Annotated in this window: 12 protein-coding genes; 2 read left to right on the top strand and 10 right to left on the bottom strand. The window is 53.7% G+C overall.

Annotated elements, in window-relative coordinates:
• Positions 1-49: 49 nt before the first annotated feature.
• The 8 genes from dop to rpoZ all read right to left on the bottom strand — a co-directional run bounded on the left by dop (position 50) and on the right by rpoZ (position 11,276).
• Entirely contained in the window at positions 50-1,771 is a 1,722-nt protein-coding gene (gene dop / locus GA0061077_RS01555) for a depupylase/deamidase Dop (protein WP_091847174.1), read from the bottom strand.
• 26 nt (positions 1,772-1,797) lie between these two features.
• Positions 1,798-3,339, bottom strand: a complete 1,542-nt coding sequence (gene arc, locus GA0061077_RS01550; protein WP_091847173.1) for a proteasome ATPase — start codon at positions 3,337-3,339, stop codon at positions 1,798-1,800.
• 175 nt (positions 3,340-3,514) lie between these two features.
• A complete protein-coding gene (gene fmt / locus GA0061077_RS01545; RefSeq protein ID WP_091847172.1) occupies positions 3,515-4,477 on the bottom strand; it encodes a methionyl-tRNA formyltransferase in 963 nt (320 codons plus the stop codon).
• Between the two features lie 10 nt (positions 4,478-4,487).
• Positions 4,488-5,195, bottom strand: a complete 708-nt coding sequence (locus tag GA0061077_RS01540) for an HAD family hydrolase (protein ID WP_091847171.1) — start codon at positions 5,193-5,195, stop codon at positions 4,488-4,490.
• Positions 5,196-5,281: 86 nt separating this feature from the next.
• On the bottom strand, positions 5,282-7,855 hold the full coding sequence (locus tag GA0061077_RS07035) for a primosomal protein N' (protein WP_091847170.1): 2,574 nt from the start codon (positions 7,853-7,855) through the stop codon (positions 5,282-5,284).
• Between the two features lie 221 nt (positions 7,856-8,076).
• Positions 8,077-9,387, bottom strand: a complete 1,311-nt coding sequence (locus GA0061077_RS01530; RefSeq protein ID WP_091847585.1) for a class I SAM-dependent methyltransferase — start codon at positions 9,385-9,387, stop codon at positions 8,077-8,079.
• Between the two features lie 205 nt (positions 9,388-9,592).
• Positions 9,593-10,825 (bottom strand): methionine adenosyltransferase, encoded by a 1,233-nt coding sequence (metK, locus tag GA0061077_RS01525; protein ID WP_091847169.1) that lies wholly within the window; start codon positions 10,823-10,825, stop codon positions 9,593-9,595.
• Positions 10,826-10,982: 157 nt separating this feature from the next.
• Positions 10,983-11,276, bottom strand: a complete 294-nt coding sequence (gene rpoZ / locus GA0061077_RS01520; RefSeq protein WP_091847168.1) for a DNA-directed RNA polymerase subunit omega — start codon at positions 11,274-11,276, stop codon at positions 10,983-10,985.
• Between the two features lie 164 nt (positions 11,277-11,440).
• On the opposite strand from rpoZ, the gene ilvD reads away from it, so the two are divergent.
• Entirely contained in the window at positions 11,441-13,300 is a 1,860-nt protein-coding gene (gene ilvD, locus GA0061077_RS01515; RefSeq protein ID WP_091847167.1) for a dihydroxy-acid dehydratase, read from the top strand.
• Positions 13,301-13,404: 104 nt separating this feature from the next.
• Here ilvD and gmk read toward each other — a convergent pair whose 3' ends face one another.
• Both gmk and GA0061077_RS01505 read right to left on the bottom strand, forming a co-directional pair.
• Entirely contained in the window at positions 13,405-13,995 is a 591-nt protein-coding gene (gmk, locus tag GA0061077_RS01510; RefSeq protein WP_091847584.1) for a guanylate kinase, read from the bottom strand.
• Between the two features lie 352 nt (positions 13,996-14,347).
• The gene (locus tag GA0061077_RS01505; protein ID WP_091847166.1) at positions 14,348-15,316 is read right to left on the bottom strand and encodes an amidohydrolase family protein; all 969 of its coding nucleotides are present in this window, start codon (positions 15,314-15,316) and stop codon (positions 14,348-14,350) included.
• Positions 15,317-15,562: 246 nt separating this feature from the next.
• On the opposite strand from GA0061077_RS01505, the gene GA0061077_RS06830 reads away from it, so the two are divergent.
• A complete protein-coding gene (locus tag GA0061077_RS06830) occupies positions 15,563-15,721 on the top strand; it encodes a hypothetical protein (RefSeq protein WP_159426896.1) in 159 nt (52 codons plus the stop codon).
• The last annotated feature ends 16 nt before the right edge of the window (positions 15,722-15,737 follow it).

Here is a 15,737-nt window from a genome sequence, read left to right as displayed (position 1 = left end):
CCACCACCATCATCCCTGATAACTATCGAATTGCGCTACGGTAAATATCTTATGCCCGCTTGTCATCGCCCGCTTGGGACAATTGCTGGAGCCGTTTGAGAGTGACGAATGCGGAGTCATGATTCGCTTGAGCATCATCTAATATCTGTTCACACCGGGACTTGGACCAGCAAGCGCAGTTAGAGATATCCAATGAATAGAGATACGTTGATTCATGAGTGCCGGAGCTGTCCGACAGACCCGAACTGGTGTCTGATTCGTCGTTTCCACCTGTGTTTCCGCCACCAGCACCTTGCGCCGAAACTGTAATGTGCGACCACGACACAGCGACCACTTCACGTGCAAACCTTCTGACGATTTCAGCGCGGAGCCAAGCTCTGGTCTCTTCCGGAGGATTCGATGCGGAACGTTGTATCTCAACATCCGCATCATTGGATGAATCGATTGATATGCGTTCCGTTTGCGTCAGCACCCGGGAAAAAACCGAACGAGCCGGGTCCACATCAGCCCAACTCAAATCAAGAGCGGCGACTTTGGCACTTGACCATGATTCACCGCTTTTGCGACGTAGACGTTCCAGCAGCTGCCATTTGAGCAGCCATTCCAAGCGTGAGCCTTCCTGTTGCATAACAAGACGATCGTCAGCATCGGCATGACGCACGGCAGCCACATCAGCGAGCGCCTGCCTCCACATCATCACCGTACTCCCCGTTGCTTCGTCGGGCCAAAGCGGCTCTCCCCTGCTATCAGTACCATAGGTCGCCGCCCCCTGTGCAGCCACAGCCGATAACAAACGTACCTGAATCTGCCATGCTGTTGTGGTGCCACCATGCTCCAACGGCAACGGTTGCGCCAATGTCAAATCATGGGAGACCGTATGCATTGCCTCTACAGGATCAACCAATTGCAAATCGGCAAGCAACCCATCGAGATCAACCATCTCATTGGATCCGTCGCTTGCGTAAACCTGTTCGGAAAGCCATAAAAGTATGCTGGTTGTGCCGAGTTTCAGTGCTGACGGCACATCCATACGGTTGGCATCTCCCACGATGACATGCAAACGACGATACTGACCTGTCGCGTGTGATTCATCACGAACATTGACAATTGGCCTGTCAAATGTGGTCTGTAACCCCACGACGGAACGGATATAATCGACTCGCTGACTGAGCTGATAGCCGGTTTCCTCACTTTTCTCGCCTATACCCACACGACCGGAGCCTGTGAAAATCTGTCGGGAAACAAAATGCAGCGTCATGAGTGCGGCAACCTTGTCAAACGGCACACTGCGCAACATCATATAGTTTTCGTGACTCCCCCAACTGGCACCTTTGCCGTCCACGTTGTTGCGGTGAATGACAATATTCGAGCCCGTATGATCATTCACTTTCCGTGTCGCTTGAAGCATGAGACGGTCACCCGCCTGTTCGTACTTCATCGCTTGAAACGGATCCATCGTTTCCGGAGCGGAATACTCTGGGTGGGCATGATCGACGTAAATACGACCACCGTTGGGGGCAATGACATTGACAATCTGACGTTGCGGATCATCGGTGAGCATGTCGGCACGGGCGGCAGCACGAGGCAGACGGGTGCCACGAGCATCGTTGAGAGGATCTTCCTGCCGGTAATCCCAACGAATGTGACTTGTGCTGGAATCGGCCGCGCCGCCGACCACATCGAATGAAAGCTGGACCGGATTGTAATGGACCTGTCTGGAATCGGAGACTGCGTATTCCGTTTCCGTTCCCATCATCCTGCGTACCGTCATCCGCTTGTGCCTCCTCGTAACGAACGTTATTCAGCAGGACGGATACGCACTACACGACCGCCTGCAATCCCGTTGATTTTTGACCATTCCGCCGGATCTGAATCCAGCATCGAATTGCTTGTTTCGATGAATTCATCGTCAACAGCTTGCCGTACCGCAGCAATGCTGATTTCCATGGGCCGACCAAGTGTGATCGAATCCTTGACGGCATTCGTTTTGATGCGATCAACGATGTTTTTAAGCATTGCTCCGCTCATCACATCAGCAAACGTAACTCTTGACCACCGACCCTGGTCATCGCAAACGTTGCAGATATGGCGTTCTGATTCATTGTCATAGACACTTTCAACCAACGTCGCTGTCAAAGTGGCTGCGCTCTGCCCGGCTTCGTAAAGCAGACCGTCAGTCAGATAATGTGACACGATTTGTACGGCCTGATCGCGGTTTGGCCGGTCGACACGAATCTTGGTATCCAGGCGACCCGGGCGCAACACCGCTGGGTCGATCATGTCAATACGATTTGAAGCTCCAATAACGATAACGTTGTCGAGCCTTTCGATTCCATCAAGTTCTGTAAGAAACTGCGGAACAATGGTAGTCTCAACATCGCTGGAAATCCCTGATCCACGAGTGCGGAGCAAGGAATCCATTTCGTCGATGAATACGATCACCGGCCTACCGTCGGTCGCACGGGCACGCGCACGCTTGAAAATCAGACGAATCAGCCGCTCGGACTCTCCCACATATTTGCTGAGCAATTCCGGACCCTTGACCGAGATGAATACTCCATTATCGGTACCATCTCTGGAAAGCGCGTTTGCGACGGCTTTCGCGATCAATGTCTTGCCGTTGCCAGGAGGACCGTAAAGCAACATTCCTTTGGGCGGGCGCAAATCGTATCGTTGGAAGAGCTCGCGATGCAGAAATGGCAATTCAACGGCGTCCTTAATGCGTTCAATCTGCGTGTCCAGTCCACCGATATCCGCGAATGTGACATCCGGTTTCTGTTCAAGCACCAGATCGGCGTCATCCTCGCTCGGAAGGATTTCCAAAGCCAGACTGGCTGTACCGTCAACCAAAATTCTGGAAGCGGGTTCGATAACGTTCTTTGCGAGTGCCCCAGAACGCTCGACAAGAGTGAGGCTGCCCGATTCGTCCGCCACAATCAGTCTGCCGTCATCCAATGATTGCTTGACCACACGGACAGCACCGGAAAGTTCAATCCCCCTCTGTGCCACCAAAACCATGTTCTCGTTAAGTAGCACAGTCTGGCCGCTCTTCAGGTGCGATGCCGGCACATTCGATGCCACCGGCACGATCAGTCGACGACTGCCCAAAACCACTTCGGCTCTTGCATGCTGCACGCCCTGCTCATCGATCACAGCCGAATCCACACTCAACATGGTGGCGAAATTCAGAGGCGGCGAAGCCATCTGTCCAAGTTGGGCTTTCGCTTTTTGTAACTCCTTGCCTGCCCTTGTCAGGGCGGAAGCCAGCGCGTGATTTTTCGCACGCAGTTCGTCGTTCTCCTGCGGCAATGCGTCCAAAGCAACACTATTACCAGCCATATTCCCTCACATCCGAATCATCAGGCACACCATTCGTATCTCATCCTAAAAGACAAACCGGTGATCTGCCTATAAAGAACCATGAACTCATCGCATTGCGCAAGACTCTAGAGGATACTGAACGATTCAGCCCGGCAAGTCGGGCAAGACTTGACAAACATCGATATATCGGTATTCAATCTACGTAAGCCTCGGTATCCAATCGTGCGCCGCGGGCCCAATCCGCAGCCTTCATTGCCTTTTTCCCCTGCGCCTTAACCTCCTCGAGCTCAAGCGGGACAGTGGCGGTTCCAATCCACACATGCTTCTTGGTTACCGCCAGCACACCCGGTTTCAAATCACAAGGAACCTTAATATCATCACTGTCAGCGGATCGGGCTTTAAGCACGTGGAACGGTTCCTGTATATCTGTCTGGGCGTGCAATGTACACCACGCGCCCGGTTCCGGAGTGCAAGCACGGATCTGTCGATCGACCGCAAACACCGGCACATCGAAGCGAATATGCGCATCTTCATGACTGATTTTTTTAGCCACTTCATATGACCCCTGAGGCTGTGATACGGGGTCAATCTCCCCCTTCTCCATAGCCGTAAGTGCGGCGCTTAATAGCAGTGAGCCGTCGTCAGCCAGTCTGGAAAGCAAATCTCCGGAAGTATCGTGCTGACCGATTTCGCATGTTGATTGCGCAAGAATCGGACCTGTATCCATACCTTTGGTAAGCCTGAAAACAGTGGCTCCGGTAAGGGTGTCGCCACTCCAAATTGAGCGCTGCACTGGGGCAGCACCACGCCATTGCGGCAGCAACGAGAAATGCAGGTTGTACCACCCCAACGGCAACGCACTCAACACATCTTCTTTCAAAATCTTGCCGTATGCAACCACGGCGCCGGCCTGTGCGCCGGTGGCTTTGAGTGCGGAAAGGAACGAAGGCTCTTTCGGATCGCATTCCATAACAGGTATGCCCAGCTCCAGCGCAGTCTTTTTCACAGGGCTTGGAGTGAGTTTACGACCACGACCTTGAGGGGCGTCTGGTCTGGTCAGCACAGCGACAACCTGAAAATGATCCTTGTCACCTGCCAACTGGAGCAGCGAAGGAACCGCTGCTTCAGGAGTTCCGGCAAACATTACTTTCAACATAGTATCCCCCTCAGTCTTGTATACCGGGTATTTCCACACCCCGCTCTTTCAGCAACGCCCTGAGCTTATATGCATCGTTGAATCTTACACCGCGAATTCCTGCAGCATTCGCACCTACGATGTTCATCGCCTTATCATCAACAAACAAGGCGGTACGAGCGGAAATATCAAAACGTTTCAACGCATACTCGAAAATGTCGCGATGCGGTTTGCGTAGGCCCACGTAGCCGGAAATCACCGAGTCGTCCAAGAAGCTGAGGATGGGGTACATCTGGCGTGCGGGAGGGAACAGTTCCGACGACCAATTCGACAAACCCCATACACCGATATGCGCCGCCTTGAGGTCGTTGACCAGTACACGCATTCCTTCAACAGGACCGACCAGGGAATCCACAAAATTGCGATAATAGTAGTCCATCATTTCAGCCCAAAACTCACCATACCGCTCACGGTTTGACGCAAGTACCTGTTCTGAGCTCGCCCCCATATCCATGGCATCGCTGGCATCATAGAAACCGGATACGTTATTATCAAGGAATTTGTCGGTTAGCTCTCTAGAATACCGTGGCAAAACAGCTGCTTGGGGATCCCATCGCACCAACACGTTGCCAAAATCGAAAATGACGTTCTCAATAGGATCGTTCGCCGCGTCCAAAGCCGCGTCTTCGGACTTCACTACGTTGTAGTCCATCTCCGGTTCGCCAGGCCATCCTTTCATGCATCTCCCTTCGAAATCTTTGTCTACGTTATTTTTCCCATGCTTTCACGGCGTTGCGACGAGAACTGAAACAATGAGTCTTTACGCTAGATAAGATCCTTCGGATCGAGCTGGAATCGCAACTCACCCGGGGTCCTGGTCGCGACATGGCGAGCGACTTCGGCATGCAGACGCCGAGCCAATTGTGCACGCAACGATTGCGGTACACGCACCACAGCCTTAACACGATCTTGCGTGGCTTCCAGCTCTCTTGCATCGATTGTTCGCGGCTGAGCAATGGGAACGGGACCCAGCACCGCAGGAACCGGACCGATATCGGTCCGTATCCGACTCCATTCACAATCGTCCATCACACCGATGTGCCTCAGCGTCGCCATTACAGCCTCCCTACGCCCCCAGACACAGGCTACTGCAAAGACAGGTGAAAGACCCGTCTGTGCACGTTCGTCAAGTTCGCGGGCCGCAAGAATGCGACTATCCCATCGCACCAGCGATTCGGCAATCGCCGGATCGGTCTCGCCAATCAGCAATACTTGTCCGCCTTCACTCCTGCAAGCACACATCGAAGCGGCTCTCATCCAAGCAGTCAACGCATCAACACGCGCATCGACCCCCGGTGCGTACAGGCTTGTCCACGCATCAAGGATGGCAACCGCCTGATAATGTCCCACAGCACCATCCTGCGTTTTCACTCGAGGCTCAGCTTCCGGCGTCGCAATGACAATCAGAGGGCGTTCGGGAATCCATTCAACGACACCGTTGGGCTGGCTCGGGCTGGACAGGACAATCGGAATATCGCGGAACATGTGTTGCAATTGCGCCGCCGTGCCTGCAGCACCTACTCGCACGACACTCATACGCTTGCCATGGCATTCTGGACACACCCACTCACTGGCGGGAGCCCCACACCACCGACAGCGCGGAGCCGCCCCGCGAATCTGCTGCAGCGGCCCGGTGCATCTGGGGCATCGAGCCTGTCGATGACAACGCGCGCAACTGAGTACCTCAGCAATGCCATCATGCGGAATCGAGAAAAGAATCGGGCCGTGCTCCAATGCTTCCGAAAGGACACGAACCGCTGTATGCGGCACGCGAGCGCCGATTGTCGGATCGGCCATACGTGCCAGTTCGTCGCGGTTCAGCCAACGGACCCACGGAGCAACTTCATTGACCACGGAAGGAAGAGGATGAATGGGTATGCTTGAACCACTTACGGGTGTCTGGCAGACATTGACATGCACAACTGGTTCGGTACTAAATATGGGATCTTCCCGCGTAACGCCACCCGTCTGACGTTTATTCTGTCTGTCATCGAGAGGATAGGTTTCACCCGTTTCCAATATCGGTTCGACCGGCCCTTCTTCACTTTCAACAGTTATCTGATTGTCGGTTTTATGGGCATCGTCCTGCATTATGGTAAGAGAACCTGCGATATCGGGGGGCACATCAGCCGAATTACTGCTTTCAGCATCCGCTTGCGACTCCCCCAACCTGAGAGGTTGAGCATCTTGCATCAAGCCGACACTTACTTCCGACTTACCGTCCGTGTCAGCGGTGCCGTCATCATGTTTTGGCCTCTCACCGAATACCTCCCATTCACTGGTAGCCGTCCTTGCATTGCCCATTGCCATGAAGGTTCCACCGTGAAGCTTGGCACGTAAACGCAGAACACCACGCGCGACCGCATAGGGCATCATTCCGTCGGCGTTCTGATAGGCCGCATCTTCGAGAATCGCAAACAGCCCAGGGCCTTCCACCGGCGCATACATCGCACCCCTTGTTCCAATGACACACCGGACCTGGCCTGCGGCAAGCGCAAGATAGGAACGATATCGTTCGGCCGGCGCCATTGCGGCGCTCAACAAGACGAAATCACCGTCGTATCCGCCTTGAGAAGTGTTCATCTGCCGGAACGGCTTTAAACCGAATCGTTGCAAAGCCGAGGACATATCACCGACCTCACGCATCGTGGGCAGTACAAGAACCGCAGCCCGACCGGCATGCAACGAGACACAGGCAGCGTATGCAAGGTCGTCGGCCCAGCGAGTCACTCCCGGAAGCGCGTCAAACACGAATGAGGAGAACCCACCACCGTTCAGCGCTCGCTGGAGCGCCGGAGCATTGTCGTAGCTGGCCTGCAAACGCTGGCTCGCAAGCTCGAGCTGATTCTCTTCAAAAACTATGCGACCTCGGCTGCCTGCCCACGTTCCGCTCATCACCAAATGCTGTTCCTGATCCACCCGAGCCACACGAGGCGGAACGGCAAGGCGGAGAATATTGGCAGGCGTACCGCCGTATGCATCGGCTATGGCGGCGATATCGCGTCTCATCGTGGCCGACACAATCACAGCAGGTGTTTTGACCTGTTCTATATATCGCAAGGCAGAGGGGGCCGCGTGGCTTTCCTTCACACGATCCCAAATAATACCGTTGACGCGGCGACCACCGAAGCGAACACGAACCATCACTCCCGGTTGAGCGGACCGAGACTGTTTTTCATCAATGAGGTAATCGAAAGTCTGCCCTAAATGAATAGCTTGTACATCCAAGACGACCTGTGCAATCGGGTTGTCTTCAGCCGGAGTATGTGTGACCGACCTGCGGCGCTTGCGCGAGGCCAGCCCCGCGAGCGCCGGTTGTTCAGCCTGCGGTTCACTCATAACTCAAGGATAGCAAGTCAACGGATAGAAACCCCCATAAATCTTTTCGAGGTCGTACAGGTGCTTGGTGTGGATCGAAATGTTGTACGGATAACCTTCCCGTAAACCATAAGCAATCACAGGCATCGGAAGTATCCATCGATAATTTGCATACATAAGCCGTATGTAAAATGGCCGCCTGTACGCAGGCGGCCATTTTACAGCTTCTGGTTCGAAGACTTTTAAGCCTTGCTTGGCTTGACAGTCGAATCTTCAACCCACCACGGTCGCAGCGGATACGTATCAGTCATCGTTTCACTATCCGGACGAACGCACAGGAACTGATGAACCTGAATGTTGTTGAGCTCGAAGTTCAAGGCACAGCCGGCCATGTAAAGTCCCCACAACCGGGCCTTGGGTTCGCCCATCAGTTCAACGGCGCGATCCCATCCGGCGACCAGGTTCTTGTTCCAGTCATGCAGCGTCAAAGCGTAGTGTTGGCGTAGATTTTCCTGATTGACGATTTCAAAACCGGTATCATGGATGACAGTTTCGATCTCACCTGGGGACGCAAGTTGGCCATCTGGGAAAATATAGCGGTCGATGAACTCACCGGCAGCTTTGCCTGTTGTCGAATTGACGCGAGTAATCTGATGGTTCAGCAGGCGGCCGTTCGGCTTGAGCTTATCGAAAATCTCCTTGAAATACGAAGGGTAATGCTTAAAACCGACGTGTTCCATCATTCCGATCGAGCATATGGCATCGAAATCGCCTTCTGGTACATCCCGGTAATCCATTTGCCGAACTTCGGCGAGGTCCTCGAGACCTTCTCGCTTAATCCATTCGTTGGCCCACTTGACCTGCTCTGCGGCCAACGTAACGCCGAGCACCCTGATACCGCGCTTAGCCGCACGGATTTCCATCGATCCCCAACCACAACCGATGTCAAGAAGTCGATCACCAGGCTTGAGGTCGAGCTTGTCAAGCACCAGATCAAGCTTGCGTTCCTGCGCCTCCTCCAGCGAATCCTGAGGTGAGTCGAACACAGCACAGGTATAAGTCATCGATGGACCCAAGAACAGTCGGTAGAATTCATTGGACTGATCATAGTGGTAGCTTACCGTAGCTTCATCACCGGCCTTGGAATGCGGCAGCAGACCTTCGGCGCGGCGCTTCCAACGGCTTGGACCTTCAATCGACGGGGCCTCGGGATGTCGGATACCATGCGAATAAACGGACGTAACGATACGCGCAAGATCGGCCGGATTCGGTTTCTTGAGATCCGGTTTGAGAGCCATGAGCTGCTTGAATACCTCGTAAGGGTCGCCGGGGACGAGTTCTGGAGATGAGATATCTCCCTGCAAGTAAGCACGGGCGAGACCGAGATCATTGGGATGGTCAACCATGTAATAGACGGCTCGGGAATTGTTCACCGAGATATGTACCGGTGCATCCTGTGGCCCGAAGGAAGAACCGTCAAATGCGGTGATGTTGATTTTCCCGCTATTCTTGAGAAATATCGAAACCATATCGGCTACGTTCATAGCAGTCATACCCAACCTCCAAAAAAGCGATTTCCACTGCATTTCCAGTCTGCAGCATCTCTTTTAGCCTATTGCCCAGTTTCGACACAGAAACGATTGCGCCAGTCGCGAAAAACAAGGTGTCTCCGGTGTGGAAACCTCGTAAAACGAGCGAGCCGCTTCCCTTTCATACAACGAGGAACGCGGCTCGATAATCACTGTTGGACACAGGGTCTCAGCCTTTGGCGATGGCCGACTTGAGCTCATCGACCTTGTCGGTAGCCTCCCATGTGAAATCCGGATCCGTACGGCCGAAGTGACCGTATGCAGCGGTCTTGAGATACCTTGGACGCAAGAGGTCCAGCTCGTCAACAATCGCCGCCGGACGCAGATCAAAGACCTTACGCACGGCAGCCTGGATTTGTTCACGAGACACCCCGATTTCGGTACCGAAAGTATTGACGTTGATACTCACCGGATCGGCGACACCGATGGCATAAGCCACCTGTATCTCGACTTTGTGCGCCAGTCCCGCTGCAACGACGTTCTTGGCCACCCACCGTGTGGCATAGGCCGCCGATCGATCGACCTTACTGGGATCCTTTCCGGAAAAGGCTCCACCGCCATGATGAGCGGCCCCGCCATAGGTATCGACGATGATCTTGCGTCCGGTCAGTCCGGCGTCGGCGGCAGGGCCACCCAAAACAAAGGAACCTGTGGGATTGACAAGCAGACGGTAATCGTCATGACGCACCAAGGTGCCGCAGACCTCATCAAGCACCGGCCTGATGACGCGTTCCCGCAGCTTCCCCATGAGCCAATCATGTGTGACATCAGGGTCATGCTGAGTCGAGACGAGAATCGTATCGACGCGAGCAGGACGACCGCCTTCCCCATATTCGATCGTGACCTGGGTCTTGCCGTCGGGACGAAGATGCGGCACGAGGCCTTCCTTGCGAACCTGTGCAAGACGGAAAGCCAGACGGTGTGAAAGATGGATGGGAAGCGGCATAAGAGTATCGGTCTCGTCACAGGCATATCCGAACATGATGCCTTGGTCCCCCGCCCCCTGTGCCGCATAACGCTCCTGTCGCGAAACCGCGGATTCCTGGTCGGAGGCAAGCCGATCCACACCTTGGTTGATTTCGGGGCTCTGCTCCGTAAGCGCCACGAGTACACCGCAAGAGTCGGCGTCAAGACCGACTTCGGAGCTTGTGTAGCCGATATTCCTGACGACATCGCGCACGATACGCTGGATGTCGGAATATCCGGAACTGGTCACCTCACCGAAAACCAGAAATTGTCCGATGGCAGCCGAAGTCTCCACGGCTACGTGGGAACGGGAATCTTGACGAAGCATATCATCAAGAATTGCGTCCGAAATCTGATCGCATATTTTATCGGGATGCCCTTCGGTTACCGATTCTGCGGAAATAAGACGACGTTCGTTTGTCGATACTGTGGACACAGTGAACTTCTTTCTTCCATGCCGGAACCGCACTGCGGCCGACGTGTATACATACAAGAAACAACACTATCCCTACGACCCTATTTTTATGCAATAAAAATTGCCGCCATACAAAAAGGCCCGACTCCGTAAATGGAATCGGGCTAAAAAAGAGGAACTAGCCGATGCTGCCTTCGCTCAGGTCATCCTCACCGAGGGTCTCTTCCAAAAGGCCTTCATTGATTTCCCTGAATGCGATGGACAACGGCTTCTCGTTGTTCTGATATTCCACCAGAGGGCCAACGTTCTGCAAAAGACCTTCGTTGAGCTGAGTGAAATAGGAGTTGATCTGACGGGCGCGCTTCGCGGCGAAAATAGACAGCGAATACTTGTTGTCTTCGGAATGCTCCATCAACTGGTCGACCGTAGGATCAACAAGGCCGCTCGGTGTAGGCTCGGTGCCAAATGCCATATTGTTTGCTCCCTCAAAAAATGCAAGACTACTCAAAACCTAAAGTATACGCCAAGAGGCCGATTTTACGCATGAGATAGCCCAGCTGCGAAAGAAAACAAAAAACACGTTCATCATTCGGTCGCCAATCTGCAAATGCAACGCCGATGAACTTATATGGAACCATGCAAATGCGCTCACACAATATCATGACCGGCCGCATGTTCGCCGGCGCACGGGCACTTTTTCGTGCCGCCGGAGTTCCCGGAGATGACCTCGGTCGCAAACCCATCATCGCCATCGCAAACTCGTTCTCGGAATTCGTGCCTGGACACGTCCACCTCAACAAAGTCGGACGTATTGTTTCGCAGGCCGTGAAAGAGGCCGGCGGCATCCCGCGCGAATTCAACACCATCGCCGTCGATGACGGCATCGCCATGGGGCACACCGGCATGCTGTATTCACTGCCAAGCCGCGACCTGATCGCCGATGCGGTGGAATACTCCGTCAATGCTCACTGTGCCGACGCATTGATTTGCATTTCAAACTGCGACAAAATCACACCCGGCATGCTTATGGCCGCGCTGCGCCTGAACATCCCCACCATCTTCGTCTCCGGCGGACCGATGGAAGCCGGCGAGACCACGCTTTCGGACGGCGAAACCAAAAGCACAGATCTGATTGATGCGATGTATGCCTCAGCGGATGACAGCGTCTCGAATGAAGATCTGCTCACTTACGAGAAGACCGTCTGCCCTACTTGCGGATCCTGCGCAGGCATGTTTACCGCCAATTCGATGAACTGCCTGATGGAAGCACTCGGTTTGGCTTTGCCCGGTAACGGAACCACACTTGCCTCGCATGGTTATCGAAAGCAGCTGTTCATTGATGCGGGCAAGCAGATTGTCAACCTCGCTCACCGCTACTACGACAAGGACGACGAGAGCGTACTGCCGCGCGCCATTGCAACGAAGCATGCCTTCGAGAACGCCATGACCATGGATGTGGCCATGGGTGGATCGACCAATACCGTCCTGCATATCCTCGCTGCCGCCCAGAGCGCCGACGTGGACTTCACGCTTGACGACATCGAGCGCATCAGCCACACAGTTCCTTGCATTTGCAAGGCAAGCCCGTCCGGCGACTGGGAGATTTCCGATGTGCATCGTGCCGGCGGCATCTGCGGCATCCTTGGTGAGCTTAACCGCGCCGGCAAGCTGTATGAGGATGTACATTCGGTCGATTACCCGACGTTGCAAGCCAAACTCGATGACTGGGACATCATCAGTCCAACCTGTCTCGACAAAGCGAAAGAGCTGTACCGTGCAGCTCCGGGCCACATCAAGTCCCCTGAACCCTTCGTGCAGGAAACCCGTTCGGAGACGTTGGATACGGACCGCATCAACGGCGCAATCCACGATATCGACCATCCGGCAGTCGGAGAAGGAGGACTGGCAATTCTGCGCGGCAACCTCGCACCCAACGGCTGTGTGGTGAAAACCGCCGGCGTACCGCAGAACATATGGAAATTCAGCGGACCTGCACGCGTCGTCGAATCGCAGGAACAAGCTGTTGAAGCGATTTTGGGAGATAAGCTCAAAAAAGGCGAAGCTTTGGTTATCCGCTATGAAGGACCTAAGGGGGGCCCGGGCATGCAGGAAATGCTCTACCCTACTTCGTTCGTTAAAGGCAAGGGTATCGGTCGCGATGTGGCGCTGATCACGGACGGCCGTTATTCCGGCGGTTCCTCCGGATTGTCCATCGGCCACATCGCACCAGAGGCCGCCAGTAAGGGCCCAATCGCGTTGATCAAAAACGGGGACATCATCAACATCGACATTCCCAACCGTACGATCAATGTGGAGCTCACCAATGAGGAGCTGGCAGAACGACGCCGTGAGCTGGAGGCCGGAGACGGCTATGTGGCACACCGCGATCGCAAGGTATCGTTGGCACTCAAAGCCTATGCCGCTTTTGCGCGCTCGGCAGATAAAGGTGCCACCCGAGACCCTGAACTAATCAACAAGCTCAGCGGCCTGGCGTAACCATCGTAGTAACAAAGGTGTGTGCCAATTCATCACGTATCGGCACGCACCTTTTGACAATGCCCGTCATTTAGCCAGTTCATCGCCGATTATAAATCGTTGACTTAAGCGCCAACCCCATATTCCTGAACGATGACGTTCCACAACTCATCAGCGGCGCGATCAACAGAATCATTGATAATGGTGACATCGAATTCCGATTCTGCGGCCATTTCGACTTTCGCCGTCTCAAGACGCTTTTTGCGTTGTTCCTCGTTTTCGGTGCCCCGGCCAATCAAACGCTTGACCAGCTCGTCGTAGCTAGGTGGGGCAATAAAAACCGAGACAATTTCGAGATTCAATTCGGAAGCCCGTTGCTTCACACGTCGAGCACCTTGCAGATCTATTTCAAGGATCGTCGGAATATTAGCCTTTAGATGATCGCATACCGGTTGCAAAGGCGTGCCATAATGAGCCATGCCATGCACGACGGCGGTTTCGAGAAACCAATTCCGAGCTTCTTTGGAACGGAATTCCTGTTCATCCATAAACCAGTAGTTCTTGCCGTCAATCTCACCCGGTCGAGGATCACGTGTGGTCGCAGAGACGGAAACCCAGACTTCCGGATGTTTGCTCAGCAAATTCGCCTCAACCGTGCCCTTGCCCGCTGCGGTAGGACCCGTCAGGACGATCAGTCGCCCCTTGCCTGACTTCATGCCGTCGTCTTTCTCACCGTTTTCAACCAATATGCTACTCCTTGCCGTTACTGCGCCCCATTCTAATGAAGCCACCGAACCGATGAACAACGCCGGTGGAAGAGACCACACAAGCGCCATTATGCCTACGAACTCAGCGCATGTAGAACAACTTACTTCCCCATGATCTTGCAAAAGCACCGCCATCTGCATATCAATCAACGGCACACGTAAGATCGTCAAACAAAAATGTTTTGGTCCCACCGACACACTACCGGCGGGACCAAAACCATAAGGATAGTGTTTCATGAACCGGCATACAGACATGGTGCCCACTTGCCGGGTTCCATGAATTCAGCCTTCAGACCGAAATTCATTCTCCGGTGACGGGATCCACTGCCTCGGCGACAGCCTTGACGTTCTGCGGCTTGAAGTAGATACGATCCGGATTGTTGTACATCACGTCCTCAAGTTCATCTTCGGTGAAGATGTCCGTGGCCTCAAGCCACGAGGAGAGGTTGTGGTAGGAGTTGAACGTTGCCGACCACGGAGCGTCACTACCCCAGAAAATGCGCTGGGGACCGAGGATTTTCTTGGCCAGAGCCACGTCCTTCTGGCAACGCGGGAACGGGAATTCGGTTTCGCCTTCGATATCCTGGATCGCAGAGATCTCGGTGCTGATGTTCGGGAGCGGTTCCCACTGCCTGAGCGCATTCTCAAGGCGGTTGAGATGGTCGGCGTTCGGGAACGAGAGATGGCAAACGACGAAATCGATCATCGGATAGCGCTTGGCGAGGTTGACGATGGCTTCGGGCTCATAGCTCAGCTGTGTGTAATCGCCGTAGTCGACAGTCACTACAAAGCCCGGATAGTCGGCGATGTAATGGAAGAAACGACCGATAGTCTCATCCGTGTCAAGCCTGAACGGTGAATGATAGCCATGCAGACCACCGCCCTCGCTGATTTCGAACTTAACCGTCCGGAAGCCGAGATCCTCGACGTGTCGCTTGACGATGGTCATTGCGTCTGCACTGAACGGATCAAAGGAAAAGGCACCAATGAAACGGTCGGGATGTTTCTTAACCGACTGATATGTATAGAAATTCTGGAAGGCGTACAGGCTCCCCTGCAACAAAACGGACTTATTAATACCGTTCTCATCCATGACTTTTAACGCGGACTCAGCGAGGAAGTTGTCATCACCCCAGCCATCTGGAATGAGCTTCAAGGGAGTGCCGTTGTCCCAGATCGCCTTACCATCCCCCAACGGCGTCATCCGGCCTTTGCCGTTGATACCGGAGACGGAGCGGACCAAATGCAAGTGTCCATCAATTTTTTTCATGACACTACTCCTTTATGATATAGATTATCAATACGTTATCTTTTCGTCGCTACCCGCATATCCAGCGTTCTTATCGGACATCTTACGCAGGTAACGCCAAATCTGGGAACGGTACTTGCGAAAATAGGAACAGCAGAAGCAAATAAACAACCACACAACCTGCAATGATAAACGGATTCTTTGAGATGAATGCTTCGAAGATAAGAACGTTCAGAGACCGAGCTATCAGGTTGAAGCGAGAAAACGTTGGCGATCAGCGAGAAGATTGTCATTATTGCAGACAGTTTAATTGCGAAGGACATCAACGATTCCGCCTGCCAACCGATGGCAACAACCGGCAATTTGATGCCTGTGTTATCGACCATCTGCTTGATGATTCTGATCACCACAGGAATGAAAGCTTAGATAATCCAAGTAAAGC

The sequence above is a fragment of the Bifidobacterium commune genome (assembly GCF_900094885.1).
Classification (GTDB): domain Bacteria; phylum Actinomycetota; class Actinomycetes; order Actinomycetales; family Bifidobacteriaceae; genus Bifidobacterium; species Bifidobacterium commune.
This window is presented reverse-complemented; position numbering and strand designations above follow the sequence as displayed.